Annotated in this window: 13 protein-coding genes; 9 read left to right on the forward strand and 4 right to left on the reverse strand. The window is 60.9% G+C overall.

The window, feature by feature from the left end; genetic code table 11:
- Positions 1 to 158: 158 nt before the first annotated feature.
- Positions 159 to 2,582 (forward strand): TonB-dependent receptor domain-containing protein, encoded by a 2,424-nt coding sequence (locus IEW00_RS14500; protein ID WP_229737059.1) that lies wholly within the window; start codon positions 159 to 161, stop codon positions 2,580 to 2,582.
- A gap of 195 nt (positions 2,583 to 2,777) precedes the next feature.
- On the opposite strand, the gene IEW00_RS14505 is transcribed toward IEW00_RS14500, so the two are convergent.
- Genes IEW00_RS14505 through IEW00_RS14520 form a run of 4 tightly spaced genes read right to left on the reverse strand, consistent with a single transcriptional unit; the run spans position 2,778 to position 6,583 of the window.
- Positions 2,778 to 3,746: a M48 family metalloprotease gene (locus IEW00_RS14505; RefSeq protein WP_188515125.1), complete on the reverse strand. Its 969-nt coding sequence runs from the start codon at positions 3,744 to 3,746 to the stop codon at positions 2,778 to 2,780.
- Between the two features lie 49 nt (positions 3,747 to 3,795).
- Positions 3,796 to 4,911: a nuclear transport factor 2 family protein gene (locus IEW00_RS14510; RefSeq protein ID WP_188515126.1), complete on the reverse strand. Its 1,116-nt coding sequence runs from the start codon at positions 4,909 to 4,911 to the stop codon at positions 3,796 to 3,798.
- Complete coding sequence (locus IEW00_RS14515; RefSeq protein WP_188515127.1) at positions 4,908 to 5,795, reverse strand: hypothetical protein; 888 nt, start codon at positions 5,793 to 5,795, stop codon at positions 4,908 to 4,910. The genes IEW00_RS14510 and IEW00_RS14515 overlap by 4 nt, the downstream gene beginning before the upstream one ends.
- A 26-nt stretch (positions 5,796 to 5,821) precedes the next feature.
- Positions 5,822 to 6,583 (reverse strand): hypothetical protein, encoded by a 762-nt coding sequence (locus IEW00_RS14520; protein ID WP_188515128.1) that lies wholly within the window; start codon positions 6,581 to 6,583, stop codon positions 5,822 to 5,824.
- 49 nt (positions 6,584 to 6,632) lie between these two features.
- Here IEW00_RS14520 and IEW00_RS14525 point away from each other — a divergent pair, with 49 nt between their 5' ends.
- From IEW00_RS14525 to IEW00_RS14565, 8 genes are all read left to right on the forward strand, one after another.
- On the forward strand, positions 6,633 to 7,550 hold the full coding sequence (locus tag IEW00_RS14525; protein WP_188515129.1) for an SH3 domain-containing protein: 918 nt from the start codon (positions 6,633 to 6,635) through the stop codon (positions 7,548 to 7,550).
- A 19-nt stretch (positions 7,551 to 7,569) separates the two neighbouring features.
- The gene (locus IEW00_RS14530) at positions 7,570 to 8,889 is read left to right on the forward strand and encodes a cytochrome P450 (protein WP_229737060.1); all 1,320 of its coding nucleotides are present in this window, start codon (positions 7,570 to 7,572) and stop codon (positions 8,887 to 8,889) included.
- A 7-nt stretch (positions 8,890 to 8,896) separates the two neighbouring features.
- Entirely contained in the window at positions 8,897 to 11,263 is a 2,367-nt protein-coding gene (locus IEW00_RS14535; RefSeq protein ID WP_229737061.1) for an efflux RND transporter permease subunit, read from the forward strand.
- A 229-nt stretch (positions 11,264 to 11,492) separates the two neighbouring features.
- Positions 11,493 to 12,074 carry an RNA polymerase sigma factor gene (locus tag IEW00_RS14540; protein ID WP_188515132.1) on the forward strand — a complete coding sequence of 194 codons (582 nt, stop codon included), beginning with the start codon at positions 11,493 to 11,495 and terminating at the stop codon, positions 12,072 to 12,074.
- Complete coding sequence (locus IEW00_RS14545; RefSeq protein ID WP_188515133.1) at positions 12,055 to 12,978, forward strand: FecR family protein; 924 nt, start codon at positions 12,055 to 12,057, stop codon at positions 12,976 to 12,978. Before IEW00_RS14540 ends, IEW00_RS14545 begins: the two co-directional genes overlap by 20 nt.
- A 137-nt stretch (positions 12,979 to 13,115) precedes the next feature.
- Positions 13,116 to 16,058 carry a TonB-dependent receptor gene (locus IEW00_RS14550; RefSeq protein WP_229737062.1) on the forward strand — a complete coding sequence of 981 codons (2,943 nt, stop codon included), beginning with the start codon at positions 13,116 to 13,118 and terminating at the stop codon, positions 16,056 to 16,058.
- A gap of 149 nt (positions 16,059 to 16,207) precedes the next feature.
- Complete coding sequence (locus tag IEW00_RS14555) at positions 16,208 to 17,734, forward strand: alkaline phosphatase D family protein (protein WP_229737063.1); 1,527 nt, start codon at positions 16,208 to 16,210, stop codon at positions 17,732 to 17,734.
- A gap of 616 nt (positions 17,735 to 18,350) precedes the next feature.
- Positions 18,351 to 19,577, forward strand: a complete 1,227-nt coding sequence (locus tag IEW00_RS14565) for an MFS transporter (RefSeq protein WP_268235841.1) — start codon at positions 18,351 to 18,353, stop codon at positions 19,575 to 19,577.
- The last annotated feature ends 98 nt before the right edge of the window (positions 19,578 to 19,675 follow it).

The raw sequence follows: 19,675 nt of genomic DNA on the forward strand, positions 1-19,675 counted from the left end.
CATTCAACTGCGCAAATCGGAAGGGGGAGTCAACGCCTTTTTGCGAATGATATGCAGTAAAAATAAAAACTGTGCGCAACCCGATAGCCGATTGACAGTGAGAACGAGTCGCAATAGCAGGCTGGCCGCGACCTATCATTCCTTGGGGGGACTTCCAAATGACCGTTCAAAAATCCACGCTGCAATCGCTTGTGCTCGGCGTGAGTACCATCGCTTTTTCGACCGCGGCCTCTGCTGCGGCTGCGGTGCCCAGTCCAATGCCGCTCTCGATTGGGAGCGCTGCTTTGACGACGGTCGATGCGGGCGATGCGTTGGAAAACACCGATCCCAACACGATCGTGGTCAGCGCCACCGGGTTCGAACAGAAAATCGTCGATGCTCCCGCCAGCATCAGCGTGGTGACCGCCGAGCAGCTCAAGCAGCGGCCCTATATGACGCTGATCGATGCTGTCCGCGATCTGGAAGGGGTGGATGTCGGCGAGACATCGGACAAGACCGGGCAAAGGACCATCAGCATCCGGGGCATGGGGCCCGAATACACGCTGCTGCTGATCAACGGCAAACGCCAGAACAACCATGGCGACATCTATCCCAACAGCTTTGGCGGCAATGCCTTCAACCACATTCCGCCGCTCGACACGGTCGAGCGGATCGAGGTCATTCGCGGGCCAGCCTCGACGCTCTATGGTGCCGACGCGCTGGGCGGGGTGATCAACATCATCACCCGGCCGGTCAGCCCACGCTGGTCGGGATCGGCGACGGTCGGACGCAGCTTCCAGGAGGACGACCGCTTCGGCAACGACGTCACGTTCGACGCCGCCGTGTCAGGCCCGATCGCGGGAGACTGGCTGGGGCTGGCGCTGCGCGGCTCGGTCTACGAGCGCATGGCGTCAAATCCTGAATTTGAGCCGGTGGTCGATCCGGCAGGCGTGACCCAGGTGCGCGCATTGGGCTTTGGCGGCGGCGGGCGTACGGTCGACAACACCACCTACAGCGTCGGTGGCACATTGACGGTGAAACTCGCCGAGGGCCAGACGGTCGATTTCGACTATGACATGTCGCGGCAGATCTATGACAACAGCCCGATGGTCGATCCGCAAACCGGGATCGTCAGCTTCCCGCTTGGCACGCTCGATGGGATCAATTCGATCTGGCGCGCCACCCGCGGCGTTGTCCAGCCGCAGGTTGGCTACAAGGAAAAGCAGCGGTTCAACCGCACCAACTGGTCGATCACGCATCAGGGCGACTGGGGCTTTGGCAACAGCTTCGTTTCGCTGGCGCATGTCGCCACCGAAAACCTCGGGCGGACCCGTCCCTTCTCGGTCGCCGAACGCCTGTTGCTGCAGGACATGTTCAGCGCACGCGGCATCTATGCGGGCCTGAGCGAGGCCGAGCGGCGCCAGATTGCTGCCGATACCTTCCTGCCACGGCCCGATCGCGATCTTGAGAGCAACCAGTATACGCTCGACGCGCGGATGGTGATGCCGTTCGAAGGGTTCGTCGGACGGCATCAGGTCGTGGTCGGCGGTCAATACATCAACGGCACTCTCAAGGATTCGGTGTTCGGACTGGAAGGCAGCGCCGAGGGTCTCGCTGCGGTCCAGAAACAGAAGCAATGGTCGGTGTTCGCCGAGGATAACTGGTCACCGATCGATCCGCTGACGATCACGCTGGGCGCGCGCTATGACGAGCATTTCCTGTTCGGCGGCCAGTTCAGCCCGCGGGCCTATGCGGTGTGGACCGTGGTGCCGACGGTGGTGATCAAGGGCGGGGTCAGCACCGGCTTCAAGACCCCCAAGACCACCGATCTGTACGACGGAATCCGCGGGTTCGGCGGGCAGGGCACCAGCCCGATGATCGGCAACCCCGATCTGGTGCCCGAAACCAGCGTGAACACCGAAATCGCGGTCTATTGGGATCTGACTCCATCGACCGGGATCAACGTCACCTACTTCAAGAACGATTTCAAGGACAAGATCGCCACCGCCACGGTGCAGCCCTGCGCGCTGACCAACTTCGTGCGGCCCTGCGCCAATCTGGGGGACTATTTCGAGGTTCTGGGGCTGGGCGGATCGATCAGCCAGCCGACCAATATCGACAAGGCGGTGATCCAGGGGGTCGAGGTGGCCGGTCGTGTCGGCATCACCAGCACGATCAATCTGCGCGCCAACTATACCTTCACCGACAGCGAACAGAAAACCGGCGCGCAGGCGGGTTTGCCGCTGACCAACACTGCGCGGCACATGGCCAACGCATGGGCCGATTGGGCGATCACCTCGCGGCTGAGTGCGCAGCTCAATGTCGAGCACCGTTCGCGCCGGTATCGCGGCGTGGACACCGCGACCGGCAACCAGCTTTATTTCCGCAGCTACACCGTGGTCAATCTGGGCGGCCAGATGCGCCTGAACGATCATCTCACTCTGGGCGCGCGGATCAACAATCTGCTCGATCAGGATTTCACCAGCTATCAGACCAACTTCATCGACAACGGCGACGGCAGCTTCACCCCGAGCTTCGTCGACGACTACAACAACAAGGACAAGGCCCGCGCCTACTGGGTCAGCCTCAACGCGCGTTTTTGAAAGCTCAAGCGAGCGCAAAGCGCTGCCGGGACTGAGCGCCCGGCAGCGCGTTTTGCCAACGCGCTGCCGACCGACGACAATCCAGTGCGAGGCGGAATGCGCCAGGCGTTGGCGGATGGTGATCATTGTGTTGTGCAGGGCTTTAAAGCTTTGCCCAAAACCGCCCGTCAGTGACGCCTTACTGTGGTGCTGAGATCAATTTGCCAAGACGACTTTCAACGCCATACCAGCCTTGACCTCGTCAGGCTTAGTGAGGCCGTTGATCGCCAGCAAAAAGCTCTGCGGCTTCTGTACCGGGATACGGCTTGCGATCGATGCGGCGGTATCGCCGGGCCTGACGGTGTAGATCCGCAAGACGCCACGCTGCGGCCCGCCGAACGGTGCAAGGTCGAATCTGATCCCCTCGATCATTTGAAGATAGCGGTCGCGATGCCGGGGAAGCTCACCGAGATTGGCCGCCTTGGCAAGATCCAGCGTGCGTCTCACACGGTCGAGACTGGGTGGATGCGAACGCCAGGCAAGCGGGGTGGCGTTTGGCTTGCCGCTCAACTCGTCGAAATAGAGCCCCATCAGATGGAGCTGATAGGTCATGCGGGCAGCGCCATAGGGATCATATCCCAAGGGCCCGAGCACGCTGGTGCCAACTGCATCCGATTCAAATTCCTGGTCTCGGCCATATTCCTTTAGTGCAAGGGCTGCCTTGACCTGCATGTCCTCGAACTGCGCTGGGTCACGGCGGCGCAGCGCCATCAGCCTGATGAGCGAATTTGCCACAGCGGCGCGGTTCATCTCACGCGCGCCATGCCGCTTGATGGCGTGCCCGACCTCGTGTCCCATCACCGCGGCCAGTTCGGCCTCATCATTGATCCACAACAACATACCGGTATGAAAATAGAGGAATCCCCCAAGCGCAGCCGAGGCGTTGGGATTGGTATCATCGACCAGGGTGAAGACGAACTGTTCGGGATAGCGGGCGCTCAATCGGGCACAGGACCGACCGATGTTCTCGACGTAGGCGGCCAGCTTCGCATCAGGGTAGACAACCAGTTTGGTGGCCAGGCGGCTCTCGTGCGCCCGCCTGCCGACCACGCGCTCCTCGATCGGGTTGAGGAAAAAACCGGTGTCCTGCGCCGCTGCCTGCGGGATCGTGGCAAGAACCGCCAAGGCGCAAACAGCTTTCCGAGCGAACCGCATCATTCCTCGATCTCCCGCATTATTGAACCAGTCGGATGGCAGCGATCAGCCTGTCGCGGAAACCGAAGATCATCCGCCCGCTCTGGCCATTCGCTGTCACCGTGACAAAAATGGTGTGGTTGCCATCAATCTGCGGCGCGCCGATGTTCGCCTGATTGCCGCCGCCTGCCGCGTCGCGCATTCGCGCGGCGACCGCCTGACGGCCCTGAGCGTTGCCGCGCGGGCTTTGCAGGACAACGTCGGGCGTTAGCAGCGCGATCGCATCATTGATGCGGCCTGCGTTGATGAAGCCGACATAGCGCCGGGCAATGCCGAGTTCGCGCTCGGCCTCCGCCAGCAGGATCCGGCGCGCTTCGGCGTCTCGCTCAGCGCGCTGACGCTCGGCGGTGCGACGCTCTTCCTCGGCGAGCGCGAGTTGGATGGAACGCACCTGCTCGATCAGCCCGCCCGATCCGCGCAGCGGTGGAAGCTCCAGACGGTTGACGATTTCCTGCACCGCGCTTGCCGTCCGCGCCGCTTCGACATCGGAGAGAATCTCAGGCTCGAAGGTCGACAGAATCGTCTGATTGATTCCGCCCAGGCATTCGAACAGTCGGTCGGTGATGGGCAGCACAGCCGGACCGAACGGCGCGGCCGCCACTCGCGCCCGCTCCGCGTCGGCAACAAAGGATGCCAGCGGATGCGGGGTGTGGGTCACCGGATTGTGAAACACGTCGGCGTTCGAGAGCGCCACATATTCGGCCATCAGCCACTGCGCCAGCGAGTCCGCGACGTCGCCGCCCAGATCGTTGATCTTGCCGTCGAGCTCGGCAAACGCTTTCTGCAGGCGTTTGCCCGCCTTGCCGCCTGATTGCGCGACTTCACTCTCGATCTGCGTGCGTGCTCGCAGCGCCAGATCGAGCGATTGTTGCCGCGATTGGATATAAGCGAGGTTCTCCGCCTTGGTGCTTTCGACCCGCGCTGGAGACTCGAGCCCGGCGATCTGCAAGGGCTCGCCGGGCAGCGGACAGGCGAAGGACTGCGCCCAGCGCAGCGCTGCCGCCCCCCGCGCAGCGCCATCCTGCGCAGCGGCCGGGGAGGCAAGCGCCAGCATGGCGCACCATGCCGGCACCAGCAGGCGAAGGCGCATCGTCACTCTTCGCGGCGCAATTTGGGCGGTGTTGCGCTAGTGGTCAGCACGAGCGCCTTGCCGAGCTGGGCACCTTGAGCGTTGAAGTTTGCCCCGATGAAGCGCGGGCCGCTCGCTTGCCAGCCGGAACATATCTGCGAGCCATAAGGATCGAGCCGTTCACGAAGATCATCGGCCAGGCGCGCGCGTGCGGCCGGGCTTTGGCTGCCGCCCTCGACCGTGATCTTTGCCGACTTGGGGTTGGCGCACAGCAGGCCCCCCACATTGGTTCCATCATAGCTGACTGTTGCGAGCGTTCCACCCCCATCCAGCAGATAGCGCGACACAAGCGTCGCTCCGCCTTCGCTCGCCGCGCGGAATTCGGTCGAGACGGTGCAGCCTTCCGCTGTCTGCTGCGCGCAGAGATAGCGCGCGCCGCCCATGGTCTTGAGCAGCGATCCGAGCGGGAGGAAGCGGTTCGATGCGGCGAACCTGTTCTGGTCACCGCTGGCTCCGACTGTTCCCGACGCGAGCAATCCGCCGGACCTGTCTCCACCAAGTTCCAGCAGCAACCATTTGGACGACGCATCGGCCACGGCGTTGTAGACGACGCGACCGTTGGCCACACCCTTGGCCGCGATAAGGTTGACCGATCCGCAGCTTGCCCGGACATTCTGGACGACATTGCTCATCATCCGGTTCGCGCTTTTGCCATCGCCAAACACTTCACTCGTCCCGGAAAATACCAGCGACACGGTGCTGGAGCAAGCCGGTCCATCGAGCCGCCCGACGAGCTTCCCATCGGCACTGCGGATGAACGGGGCATCGGGCCGCTTGAGCGACTGGCCAGGCGCGGGGCCTGCCATGCACAGCGCTGCGAGAATGGCTGGAGCAACTATCGAATGCTTCACTGTGTAAGTGCCCCTGATCGTCATGTTTAGTAGATGGCGCGAACCGCTGTTTCCAGCTTCGCAAACTGCCTCGTAGCGGCGATCTCTGACAGTTTGGCGGCATAGCGGGCCACCGCCAGTTCGTATTTTCCGGCACCCTTGGGTGCCTTGGCCGAGGCTTTTGCCAGCAGATGGGTAATGCGCTGCGAATGATTGTCAGCGCCGTCATAGATGAGGGCAATCGCCTCCAGCAGGACGATTCCCATGTCGCCAGGGGTCTTGGCCCTTGCCGCGCTGAATCGCTTTTCGCCTTCGCTGCGATCGGCGCCGAGGACCAGCGCTCCCGCGCGCGAGCGCCGCGATACTTCGAAGTGCCAAGCGCCGGCCAGAGCATGTGACCAACCCGCTTCGCTTTGATCGACCAGAACCGCCGTGATCAGGCGCTTGCTGCGTCCCGGCAGGTCATCCTTGAGTGCCTCAGACGTGCTGCTCTCCCGCGCAAGCACGCCCAGCGCGGCGAGTTCGAGAAGCTTGTTGTCGCCCTTGAGCGGATTGATGGCGTTGATCGTCTTGCGGGAAATTTCTTTCCGCTCGGCTGGCGCGCGCCCGATCGTCTGCGCAACGAAGGCCTTCAGCTTCTTCACGTCTCCTGCAGTATCGATCGCGCCGAGCGCGATGCCGGGGGCCATCATCAGCGGCGCAGCGATCAGGCTCTTAAGTATAGTGCGACGAGTTAATACGCGGCGCGGTCCCGTGTCATCAAATTGTCTCAGCTGATGCTTGATAATCACGTTGCGAATCACCTCCATTGGGCTAACGTTAGTAAAACTGGGGCGGTTTTGAAAAGGGGGCATCGTAATGACCGGATTTGGAAAGGCGTTTTTTGCGTGGTTTGCTGCAATTGCGCTAATTACAACTCCAACTGTCATATTGGCGCAACAATCCGGTTCACTTTCTGAGGCAATCGCACAGCGAGAGCAGCAGTCTCAACAGGGCGCACCTCAGAAAAAGAAGGGGGGAATACTCGGTGATGTGCTTACCGTGGTCGTCGGAGTGGGTTCTGCCGCGCTGTGTGGCGCATTCGATAGAAACAATGGCCAGACCCAAAGAACCGCCTGTTTGGCGCTTGGGGCAGTTGCCGGTTTAGGTGTGGCCGAGCTCAATAAATCGATATCCAAACGCATCAACGAGAAAGAACAGGCCGAGCTGCTGTCTGCCGCGGGGGACTCTCTTTCGGATGGCAAGCCGCGCAGTTTGGCTTTTGCGGAAACTGGTGCGTCGGCGTCGGTTACGCCGACGGGCACGCTGGTGTTTGAAGACGCCAAGGTGACGATGTTCTACGACAGCGTGGCGTTGCAGTCTCGGGAACGGGTGGAGGTGATCGCGCAGCCTTACCTGACCACAAGCAAGGTCAATGTGCGCGGAGGGCCTTCTACATCGGCCAAGGTCGTCCGCACGTTTCAACCCAACAGTGCGGTGCATGTCGTCGGCAAGGTGCCTAACGAGGAATGGTACATGGTTTCGGAAAGAGTCACCGACGGAGAGAACCAGGCGTTGATGGTGGTCGGCTATGTCTCAGCGGACATGGTCGAGCCAGCAGATGACAACTTCGTTCTGCCCGCATTGAAAGCACCCGAAACTGTGTCGAGCGCCGAGTTCGATGTGGCCTTGCGGTGTAACGAGATCACCTATCAGCTGCGCGACAGCAAGGGCAAGCTCGTGTCCGACAAGTCTAAGAATTGCATCGGGCCGGAAGGCCAGTTGATGTCGGCTTAAAGCACGGCACGAGACGCGCATGGGTCAGGCCACAACCAAGAGCTGTCGCTGTGGTGAGACATCGCAGCCAGCGTTCCTGATAAGCGATGCCCCGCGCGCTGCCTTGCCCTCGTTTCCCGCGCCGCCCGGCTTTCCGTCCTTGCTGCATTGGCTTCCAACCGCGCGCAGGAACGGGCTGGAGTTATTTCCCGCAGGCTGCTTCACGCAGGCGCGGGTCCGCCACGGGTTGGCATGGAAACGCCTCTCGATCATTTCGGACCCGGATTCGGTGCGCGAAATCTTTGTCACCCGCCCGCGTGCCTTTCGCTTGTGCAACCTGCATCTGCGCTTGTTGCGCCCCAGTCTCGGAAACGGGTTGATTGTCGCTGAAGGCGATGACTGGCGACGACTGCGGCGTGCATCGATCGCCTTGTTGGCGAAAGTGAAAGAGCAGAGCGCTGCGGGGGCCGAACAGCATGATCTCCCTGCACAGGTCGGGCAATTTGCGCGCGATCACGGACAGGCAGCCGATTTTCCCGAGCACCTTTCGCGGCTGGTTCTCAATTTGCTGGCGATCCGCATCCTCGGCCATTCGCGTGTGATCGCCAGTCCTGCGATCACCGCAGCGATCGAACGCCATCGCGAAGTGTCGGAGAAGGTCGACCTGCTCGACGTGCTCGGCCTTGCACCTCAGATCACCTCCGACCGGATGCGCCGCGCGCGGGGGATCGCCTCGAGCTTCGATGACCGGATCCGCGAGGAACTAGCGCATCGCGGTGATCCGAGCGTGCCGCAGGTCGCGGTGTCGGAACAGCGGGACCTGATCGTCAATCTGCTGACCGGCTTCGAGTCGGTCTGGCTCACCTGTCTGTGGTCGTTGCTGATCATGGGGCATTACCCTGCGCTGGGCGATTGGGTGCGTGGTGACGGTATGCCCGGACAGCGGCGGAAGCGGCTTGCTGCGATCATCCGCGAGACGTTGCGCCTCTATCCGCCGCTGCCGTTCATCTATCGCGAACCGATCGAGGACATGGATCTCCCGGTCGGGCGGGTCCGCAAGGGCGAAATGATCTGCGTCTCGCCCTACGTCGTGCACCGTCACCATGCCCTGTGGCACGATCCGGAGGTGTTCGACTGCAACCGGGCTGCCGAGACCTATCAAGGCTTTCCCTACATGCCCTTCGGGCTTGGCGCGCGGCGCTGCGTGGGCGCAGCGGCTGGCCCTGAGTTGGCGATCGAAATCCTCGACGGTCTTCTTGCCGATCACCGCCCGGTTGCCAGCGGCGAATTTCCGTTGCCGCGTGGCGGGATGAGCCTGCGTCCGATGGGCAACCCTGCGATCAGTCTCGAGCGGCTCTGATATGATCATGGACCGCATTGCCTGTGTCATTGTGGCGCGCGCGCATTGGCTCGCGGCGTTCGGGCTGGTGCTGGCGCTGCTGCTGGCCGGGGGGCTTGGCCGTCTCTCGCTCGACAACTCCCAACGCGCGTTCTTTCCCCAGGGCGACGAGATTATCGAAAGGACCGACTGGCTTGCCGAGCGCATGGGGAATGGCAAGGATGCGATGATCCTGATCTACGTCCCTGCTGAAGCGGACGTGCTGTCGCCCTTCAGCCTTTCGCAGCTGCGTACCGTGGCCGATGAGGCGCGCGCGCTGCCCTATGTGATCGATACAAGCTCGTTCTTCGATGCCCAGAAGCTGGCAGTCGTGCCGGAGTCCGGGTCAGCTAGGGACCGACTGGTGGCACTTCCCTTCCTGCAAGGCGCCGACCTGTTCAGCGACGCGGGCCTGGCCGCCTTGAAGCGCGATCTTGTCGCCGCCCCCACGGTTCTGGGACGCAGCCTCGGCCGCGACTTTAAGTCGGCCGCGATCACCTTGCAGGTCGAGCTGGATAATCCGGGGGAGGATGACGGGCTGACCCGCCGCGAGAGGATCGATGCGCTCAAGACCGCGGTCGACCGGCTTGAAGCCGTGGTGGTGGAAGCCGAGCCGGGCGCCAGGGTAATGCTGGTCGGATCGGGACTGTTCGAACACGTCTCGACCGAGGTCCTGAAGTACGATGTCCGCCGCCTGTTTCCGATGTTTGGGGCCTTTTTTGTCCTGACCTTGTTGGCGTGTTATCGCTCGATCCTGTTTGCGGCGGGTTCGGCCGTACTGATCGGGCTGGTGGTAGCCGCGACCGCCGGGACCATGGCATGGGCAGGGGTTTCCCTGTCGACGGTCTCGGTATCGGGACTGCTGCTTGTGGGGACGCTGGCAGTCGCCGACATCATCCACATCGCCAACGGCTATTTCCTGAACCGTTCGGCGCCCAGCAATGCCGCCGCTCTCGAAGCGGCGATCCGGGCATATTTCCTGCCCGTCCTGGCCACTTCGCTGACTACGGCCTTGGGCGCTGCGGCAATGTTCATGACGCCTGCGCGCCCGATTGCGATCTTGGCGGCGGTGATTCTGGTCGGCGTCGGGCTGGCCCTGTTATTGACCTTGATGCTGCTGCCGGCGATGCTGCTGGCATGCCCGCGCCAGGATCTTCCGATCCATGACCGGATCGTCGCGGGCATTCTGCGCGCGAGCCGCGCGGCGCGAGCCAGGCGGGCATGGTCGCTCGGTGTAACCGGTGTTGTCACCATTGCCGCCATCTTCGGTATCGCGCAGTTGGTGGTCAACGACGATCTTGCCGGATGGTTCGATGAATCGACCGAGTTCCGGCAAGGCATGGATCTGCTCGACACCCAGTATCTGAGCCTGCGCACGATCACACTCGCCGTTCAGGTCAAGGATGCCGACCGCGATGCCCTGCTGAACGCCAACGATCGGATCGACCCCGGCTATTTCGGCGATCTCCAGCGCCGGCTTTCGGCAGGTACCGAAGGCGACTGGCTGAGCGTTGTCACCGCGCAGCAAAGCTGGCGCGTTCGCCTTGCGGAACGCAGCGAGCCGAACGGCTTCAGGCCGGACCCGGCCATGCTGTCGCCCGATCTCGGCAAGCCCTCCTCGAGCGTGCTGGCCGATAGCGGGCTTCTGACCCAGCTCGAACCGGGGGTTGCAGACTGGTCCGTGTCCTATTTCGACGCGACCGACCCGACGACCTTCGGCCTGCTCGAGCAGGCGACGAGAATCGAAGACCTTGCAACCGCGCAGGGTGACGCGGCGCGTGCGCCCAGTCTCCAGGGTGTCCCCTATGCGTTCGCCCGGACGAGCGCCGCCAACTTCGTCGGCATCTCCATCGGCAGTCTCGGCGCGATGGCGTTGGTGACCCTCTCGATGCTGCTGGTGTTCCGCTCGCTCGGTCTTGCACTGATCGCGATTATTCCCAACATCCTGCCCCTGCTGATCACCTATGGTGCCTGGGGCGCCGTGTCGGGCCAGCTCAACATGGCGGCCGTCGGGGTCTTTTCGATCGCCTATGGGATCGTGGTGGACGATACGATCCACCTGATAATAGCCTATCGCAACCGACGGCGCGCGGGGCTGAATCACGCCGAAGCGATCGACAAGGCAATTGTCAGCAGCGGTTCGGCGGTTTTGGTGACCACCGTCTTGCTGAGCTGCGGCTTCCTGTTGCTGTCGTTGTCGGACTTCAACCTGACCGCGCAGAAGGCCGGGATGACGGGCTGTGCCATCATCACTGCCTTGGCGTTCGACCTGCTCGTCTTACCAATCTTGCTGCAGTGGTCCGGAAAAAGAACGCAGCGCATGGGCGGCAACGGCGGGGAAGCCCAATTTCAATGACAAGCCCAAGCGTGAGGCGATGGCTCATTTAGCCGAGCGCTAGCCCGTAACCGCCGGAAGATTGTATTCATGGTGGTGTGTGGTGGGGCGCTGAAGATCAGGCTCTGGCGGAGACGGAGGCTTAACTGGAATTGCACTGTGCCATCCGAAGCATGTCATTTTTCGGTCATCACCAGCCCGTATCAGCCGCTCAATTGTATCATCCGCGCCATTTTGGACGTCCTGCCATATGTTCGAAATGCGCCAGTCGGTAGAATGGGTTGCCCTCCATGTGCTGAAACACGAGCCCGCTCTGCGGCGATGGCTCCAGCGCACAGGCGTGCCGCCACATGAGATCGACGATCTGGTTCAGGAAACCTATTGCAAGCTCAGCGAACTGGGGGCGGTCGGCCACATCAATGACCCGCGCGCCTATTTTTTCGCAACCGCCCGATCGCTCCTGCTCCAGCGCGTGAGGCGCGACCGTGTCGTCAATATCTACGCAGCATCGGACCAGATCGAGAACCACGGCGTAGATCAGTCGCCCTCGCCTGAAGAGGCGGTTGGAGCTCGCAATGAACTGAACAAGGTGCTTGAAGTGATCGCTGGCTTGCCGAAGCGATACCGCGAAGTAGTTCATTTGCGTCGTATCGAAGGTTTGTCTCAGAAGGAAACCGCAAAAAGGCTTGGTGTTACCGAAAAAATTGTCGAGAATGGGTTGGCGCGAGGACTTAAGGCTGTGCTCCTGGCATTTGAAAATGGGGATGAACCTCATGAACGCGAGAGCAAGGAGAGGACGGAGTGGGTAGACAATGTCCGCCAGCGTAAATGATGACGCAATCCGTTGGGCCATACGGATCGACGCTGGCACTATGGATGACGCGCAGAAGCTCGAGCTAAGCCAATGGCTGGCGCAGGACAGCCGTCACCGTGGGGCACTGTTCAGGGCGCAGGCTGGACTGGCGCTGGTCGAGGCTGCGGCAGACGAACCTGCCGGACCCGCGCTCGATCGCGGAAACCGGTCGAGCAATCGGCTGATGGCAACTGCCGTGCTTGCGGCCTGTCTCGCAACGATCCTCGTACTTGTATGGCCTTTGCTGTCGGCGCAGCAGATACGCACCGATGTGGGCGAAATTCGCAGGGTTACGCTTTCGGATGGGTCGGTTGCGATGGTCAATTCGAAAAGCAGTCTCGAAGTGGACTACGAGGAGGCCGTACGGCAACTCAGCCTGACCGAAGGCGAGGCCTGGTTCAAGGTTTCCACCGACACGAAGCGACCGTTCGTCGTCGCAGCAGGTGATGTGCGTGTGCGTGCCACAGGCACGGCGTTTTCCGTTCGCCGGCGCGGTCTTGCCGTTGAGGTCGTGGTCACAGATGGGACGGTGCTGGTCTGGCGGACTGGCCAGCGGCAGGATGCGGTCGCGGTTGCGGCCGGCAACGCCACCATGGTCGATTCCCCACCGCGCTCCAAACCCGTGACGGTACCGATCGGAGATCGCGATCTGCTGGCGTGGAGAGAGGGCGGGCTGGCGCTGAACGAGATGACGGTGTTCGAGGCCGCCGAAGAGTTCAACCGGTACAATATCGCCAAGATCGAGATCGCGAACCCGCGCATCGGCCAGCACACCATGACCGGATATTTTCAGCTGGATCGCCCCGATGAGTTTTCACAAGCGGTATCCGATGTAACCGGAGCGCGATTTTCAAAAAAAGTAAATAAATACGTCATCGAATAGTCATACGAAAATTCGTGTTTATTTTGATGTAACCTGAGGGATTCTGGTTCGTTGCGCATCCTTACTTCTGAACGTTTAATTCAGGAGTATTTGGCGTGCAAAGACTGGTGTATTTGGTTGCTCTTCCTATTGTCGCGATGGCAACCCCGGCGTCGGCGCAGACGCTCAAGCTGAATTTCCCCGAGCAGGATGCGGCCTTGGCAATTCCGGCCTTCGCGCGCCACGGCGATTTGCAGATTCTGGTGTCGGCCGATCTACTGCGCGGAATCCGTACCAATCGTGTGGTGGGCAGTTTTGACCGACGCCTGGCGCTGGAGATGCTGCTGCGCGGAACCGGCTTGAAAATCGCGACATGGAAAGGCTCGGTGGTGACGCTCGCGCCCGCAACCGAACCGAGCAAGACCGGCGGGCAGCCGTCTGATGATACAGTGGTAGACGCAGGAGAAATCGTCGTAACCGGCTTTGCCCGCTCGATCAGTCTGGCGCGCGATCTCAAGCGCAAATCCAACATCAACAAGGACGTCATTATCGCGGAGGACATGGCCAAGTTCCCCGAATTGAACCTTGCCGAATCGCTCCAGCGGATTGCCGGTGTCGCCATCAACCGCGAAGCCGGAGAGGGTCGCCGCATCACGCTGCGCGGGCTTGGCCCCGACTTCACCCGGGTCCAGCTCAACGGTATGGAGGTGCTCGGCAATGTCGATTCGGCGATGGACAGCCGGGGTCAGCGGTCGCGCGACCGGGCATTCGATTTCAATATTTTCGCATCCGAGCTTTTCTCGCGCATCGAGGTCGAAAAGACATATCAGGCTTCGCAGAACGAAGGCGGCATGGCCGGGACGGTTGGCCTGTTCACCGCAAAGCCGCTCGAAAACAAACCAGGTTTCAAGGGCGCGTTATCGGCCAAGCTGGGCACCAACAGCTTCACCGAAGATCTGCAGCCCCGCGTTGCGGCGATGGCAGGCTATAATTTCGACGACCGGTTCGGGGTGCTGTTGTCGGTCGCTTATTCGAAGCGGCGCACGCAGGAGAAGGGCTTCGATACCTACAATCCGGTCCAGCTGACGACCGCGCAGATCGAAACCTATCTTGCCAACGGTCTCAACATTTCGGGGCTGACCGCTGCCGAGCAGGCCAAGCTCCGCTCGGGCACGCTGGTCTTTGCATCGGGCAATCGGCTTTCGGTTTGGGATGCCAAGCAGGAGCGGCTCGGCATCACCCTTGCTACGCAATGGCGTCCGGTGGAAACGCTGACGTTTACGCTTGATGGCCTTTATGGCGAGTTCAGCACCGATCGTAACGAGTACCACCTCGCAACCCGGCCGACGACGGGCAATGGCGAGATCATCTTCAACCGCGCGTATTCTGATTTCGGCAGGCCGATCCTCGCGTCGACGATCAACAGCCTCAGCTGGGACGAGTCCAACTTCGTCAATGCCGCAGACGTCGATAATGCGACGTTCGGTTCGGAACATCGCCGTCAGGTCAACCGCAGCATATTCAAGCAGATCGCGTTGACGGGCGATTGGGAGGCATCGCCGGATCTGACCATCGACGGCCATGTCGGTTACGAGAAGTCCAGCTACAAAACACCGATCGACGACAAGCTGTATCTGCAGGCGCAGGGCGGTCTGATCACCCAATATGCAGCCGATGGGGAGTCCGCAGTCAACACCTACAAATGGGATACCGCCGATCCGAACAACTATGTCATCCGGGAGATGTTTTTCCGCGAGAATGCGCAGGAAACCACTTTGAAAGAAGGGCTGCTCAACGCTCGCTATCAGCTGACGCCCGTTTTCAAGCTGAATGTGGGCTATGCCTATCGCAAATATGCGATGTCGGGCTCGGATTTTTTCAACGACGGCCTTTATGGCGCGGAATTCAAGAGCAAGCCCGGCTATGACTCAGTGCTGCCCTATGCCCAGGTCTATGATGGCTGGGGCAGCCAATCATGGGTCGTCGGCGACTGGGACAAGGCGCTCGACTTCTATGGCAAGGCCCACACCCGGGTCGGCCCGAATGCGCGCACATTGAACACCTTCCAGGTCGGTGAAACCACCCATGCGGGCTATGCCCAGCTCGATTGGGATGGCGATATCGCCGGTACACCGCTGCGCGGAAATATCGGCGCGCGCGCCTACCAGACCGAAACGGTCAACACCGGCCTGCTCGCCAACGCGGCGGGTCAGCGAGTTCCTGAGACGATCAGCTCGCAATATTCGGGTGTGCTGCCGGCTTTCAACGCTGTGGTGGAGGTGACGCCGGAGCTCCAGATCAGGCTGGCCGCTGCAAAAAACATCAACCGCCCGGCGCTTGCTTCGATGAAGATGACCGGCAGCGTTGTGCTCGGGACGGCCGGATACACCGTCAGCAACGGCAATCCCAGGCTGAGGCCTTACAAGACAACCGATCTGGATGTGGCGGCCGAATGGTATTTCGGCAATGTCGGCATGGTTTCGCTGGGCGTGTTTCACAAGGACATCAGCGATCTCGTCGGTTCGGAATCGCTCTTCAATGTGCCATATTCGGTGACAGGCCTATCCACCGACCTTGCCGCTGGCCTGACGCCCGACAGCAACGTCGTGCAGTATACGCGGCCGGTCAATCTCAACGACGCGCGGCTCACCGGCCTTGAGTTGGCCGCGCAGGCCAGTCTGACCTTTCTGCCAGCGCCGTTCGACAAGTTCGGCGTGCTAGCCAATGTCACGCTGATCGATTCGAACACCAAGGTCAACGGCCGGGATGGACCGATTACCGGCCTGTCCGACGTGAATGCCAACGGCACGCTGTATTATGAAACCGCACGCTGGGGGATCCGCGGATCCGCCAATTTCCGGTCGGGCTATCTGCTGTCGCGCTACGATGGCGTGAACCCCGCGAGCGAGGACGGCTTCAAGAGCACCATCTATGTCGATGCGGCGGCGTTCGTGAACCTTCGCGAAGGCGTCCGGCTGACGCTGGATGCGATCAACATTACCAACCAGCCGGAAATCCAGATCAACAGCAGTTTCGAACGGCTCCACAACGTGACGCGCAGCGGAACGACCGTGTTTGCGGGCCTCAACTTCGCCTTCTGATTGCGCATCGGTCTCGCCGATCGCGGCGACCGCTCGCCTGTTCGCTAGAAAATTGGGGTATCATCATGTCGGATTTCAATCGTCGCACCCTGCTTGGGATCATCGGTGGCTCAGGCGCGGCTCTGGCCGGATCGCTGTCATTCCCGGCCTTGGCCTGGGATCGCCCGCCGCCTTACAATGTTGAGCCCAATCCAAAATTCACGACCAGCCCGTTCACGCTCGGCGTCGCGTCTGGCGAACCGCTTGCCGACGGGTTCGTGATCTGGACCCGGCTTGCACCTGAACCGCTGGATCCTCATGGCGGTATGCTGCGTCGGCAGATCCCGGTGACCTGGGAAGTCGCCGCAGATGAGCAGTTCACGACCATCGTTCAATCGGGCCAGAGCATGGCGATGCCTGAGCTGGCCCATTCGGTCCACGTCGAGGTCAGCGGGCTCGAGCCCAATCGGCCTTATTGGTATCGGTTCATGGTGGGGGGAGAGCAGAGCGGGATCGGGCGCAGCCGGACATTGCCCTTGCCCGGCACGCCGCTGGACCGCGTACGTTTTGTGGTCGCGGGATGTCAGTATTACGAGCTCGGCTATTTCACGGCGTGGCGCAAGATCGCGGAAGAGCCGATCGATTTCGTCTTCCATTATGGCGACTATATCTACGAGGCAGCTGGTTCTCAATACATCTATGGCGACAATTACGGGAAGAACCCTCCACCGCTGCGTTCGCATGTCGGCCACGAGCTTTATTCGATCGACGACTACCGCGCGCGCTATGCCCAGTACAAGACCGACCCCGACCTTCAGGCAGCGCATGCCGCCTGTCCGTGGTTCGTCAGTTTCGATGATCATGAGATCGACAACAACTGGGCAGCGGATATCGACGAAAACGAGATACCGCCTGAAATATTCGCCACCCGCAAGGCGATGGCGCTGCAGGCGTATTACGAGAACATGCCGCTGCGTCGCAGTTCGTTACCGATCAACGGGCACATCCAGATGTTCCGCAGCGCTCAATATGGCGATCTGATGAATGCCTATTTCCTCGACACGCGCCAGTATCGCAGCAACCAGGCTAATTTCGACCTTACCTCGCCTCAGGGGCCAGAGGTGCTGGCCGCTGATCGCTCCATGCTGGGCGACCGACAGGAGGCGTGGCTGTTCGACAATCTTTCACGATCTACAACGCGATGGAACTTGATTGGCCAGCAGGTGCTGCTGATGAACTTGCTCAGGCAGCAGGAGGGCAGCACCGAGCTGGTGACCGGGATGGATACGTGGTCCGGCTATCTGCACAGCCGTCGTCGACTCCTCGATCACATCGACAAGCACCGGCCTGGCAACGTGGTCACGGTGAGCGGTGATGCCCATCTTCACTTCGCGGGAGACCTCATCCAGGACAACGGCGACGGGCGTGTGATTTCCGCCGAGTTCAGCGCGACGTCGATAACATCAGGTGCAGACGGCACTGGAGACGATAACCCGAGGGTAAAAAGTGCGCTTGTCGGAAACCGAGAACTCAAGGCGATTACAGACAAGCGGGGCTATCTATTGTGCGATGTCGACAGCAAGCTGTGGCACGCGGATCTCAAGGTGCTCGACAAGGTGACGGTGGCAGATGGAAACCTTTCGAGCTACGCCCGCTTTGTTGTTGAGCATAGTCGGCCGGGAATTATTCGCGTATGAAAATGTCGTTCCGACATAGCTCGCTACCGGCGTCCGGTCAGAACGCAAATGGACCCTGCCCGGTGGCGGTGGTGAGGCCGCCCATGATGCTGCCTCTTGCTGCCTGGCGTGGGTTGCCAGCTGATAGAGATAGGCGACGGCGCACTCGGCATAGACTGCGGCCTGCACGATGGCGCCTTTTTCGTTCTTGATCATCTCCAGCCAGCTGGCGATGTAGCTGGCGTGATCAGCACGCGGTTCCAATGCCAGCCCAATGCCAGCCCAAGGTCGGCAGCAAGGAATGCAGCCCCGGTCTCGGTTACCAGCTCCTCGCGTGCATAGCCTTCTTCGTCCTATGATTTTTGACTAAAGGAACGATCAAGGCGGGTGCGTGGCGCGTCCAGTGGACGGTCTTATGGTCGCGCATTGTGTAGTAACCTTGGCTGTCCTCGAATGCCTCAACAAGTGGAAGCTTATGCGGTCCTCGCTGATCATGTAATAGGCCTGTCGCCACCATGACGCACCTCTGTCGGCGCGGACCGGTCATGCCGATGTCATACTCACGTGGGAAGCGAAATAGAACGTCATTGGGAGTCGGCTCATTCTCGGTCAGAATCGCCAGTCCTCCCGAACGCTGATTTACGGCTTCGCCCATTTGGGCAAGAGCCTGTTTTGGTATAGCAGCGAATTGCTTTTTGCCTATTTTCTGACCGAACTGGCCGGTTTACCCGTCACTGCAATGGGGATCGTAATTGCGACCGGCTTTCTGGTCAGCGCGGTGATCGATATAGGCATAGGAGTAGGCCTGCAGCGGAGGTTGCGAACGGCGGCCTCCGCAGGACGTATGCAACTGGTCGGTGCCGTTTCATGTTCGCTAACCTTGATCGCCGTCTTTTTGGGCGCCTGGCTTCCCCAAGAGGTGCGGTTCGGCTATGCCCTGATGGTCGGCGTTGCATTTCGCTTTGCCTTTGCTGCCTATGACATCCCACAAAATGCTTTGATGGCGCTGGGCACGCCCGATGCAGCGAGCCGATTGCGCGTAGCCTCGACGCGTATTTGGTTTAGTGGTGCAGCGACGTTGATCGTCGCGGCTGCGGTGGGACCACTCGTAGCGCGCGGGCATGCCGACGGGATCATGCTGTTGTTGATTATGTCCGCAATATTTGTGGTTATCTCCTTGATAGGTGCATTCCTGCTTGCCCGTATGTTACAAGATACTAGGCCGGTAATCAGACCGGAACCACAGTCCAGTCCTCCTGGAAGCCAAATGCCTCGCAAATTCTGGCTGCTGCTGGGTGTTATGGTGGCGACGTCGCTTTTTACTCCGGCTTTTGGAAAGCTGGAGCCATATTTTGCGGCCTTCACGCTTCGCTCGGCATGGTGGGGCGGTGCGGTTATCATTTTCATGTCTTTGGGAATTGTCGCGGGACAGCCTTTGTGGTTGCACTTGTGCAGGCAGATGCGCAGCGGCTGGGTAATGCTGATCGCGGCACTGGTGCAACTCGGTGCGCTCACGGGGTTCGGGCTGTTTGGCGGGATCGATTCTGGGGTAGCAGCCGCCACCGCATTCGGATTTGGTCTCGGCAATGGCGGTGTCGGAATGGTGCAATGGGCGGCATTCAGCGAAACTGTATCGCGCGCCGGTGCGGCCAGAGCGGGAGTCAGCTATGGCCTGTTTGCCGCGACAGGAAAGGTCTCGCTCGCCAGCGGTGGTCTGCTTATCGCCATGGCTCTCGCTCGTATCGACTATCGCGTCAGCGAGAGCGAGGCGTTGGTACCGTTAATGGCGGCATTGCCAGCGGCGGGAGCAATCTGCTGCGCGATCATCGGCGTTGCGCTCGCGCGCCAACCACGCCAGGCTTGATCACCACGGCTGCACCCCGCGTTTGAACAAGGTTCGGGACATGTAAGTCGGCGCGTCCCGGCCGAAGAGCAGGCGCTGGGATGTGACGATGCGACGCG

The sequence above is a fragment of the Blastomonas aquatica genome (assembly GCF_014639875.1).
In the GTDB taxonomy this organism is placed as follows: domain Bacteria; phylum Pseudomonadota; class Alphaproteobacteria; order Sphingomonadales; family Sphingomonadaceae; genus Blastomonas; species Blastomonas aquatica.

Coding starts and splice junctions, on each gene's coding strand:
- IEW00_RS14545 (WP_188515133.1), top strand. CDS start 12,055: ATGTCCGCCAGCGTAAATGATGACGCAATCCGTTGGGCCATACGGATC.
- IEW00_RS14500 (WP_229737059.1), top strand. CDS start 159: ATGACCGTTCAAAAATCCACGCTGCAATCGCTTGTGCTCGGCGTGAGT.
- IEW00_RS14550 (WP_229737062.1), top strand. CDS start 13,116: ATGGCAACCCCGGCGTCGGCGCAGACGCTCAAGCTGAATTTCCCCGAG.
- IEW00_RS14520 (WP_188515128.1), bottom strand. CDS start 6,583: ATGGAGGTGATTCGCAACGTGATTATCAAGCATCAGCTGAGACAATTT.
- IEW00_RS14525 (WP_188515129.1), top strand. CDS start 6,633: ATGACCGGATTTGGAAAGGCGTTTTTTGCGTGGTTTGCTGCAATTGCG.
- IEW00_RS14530 (WP_229737060.1), top strand. CDS start 7,570: ATGGGTCAGGCCACAACCAAGAGCTGTCGCTGTGGTGAGACATCGCAG.
- IEW00_RS14540 (WP_188515132.1), top strand. CDS start 11,493: ATGTTCGAAATGCGCCAGTCGGTAGAATGGGTTGCCCTCCATGTGCTG.
- IEW00_RS14535 (WP_229737061.1), top strand. CDS start 8,897: ATGGACCGCATTGCCTGTGTCATTGTGGCGCGCGCGCATTGGCTCGCG.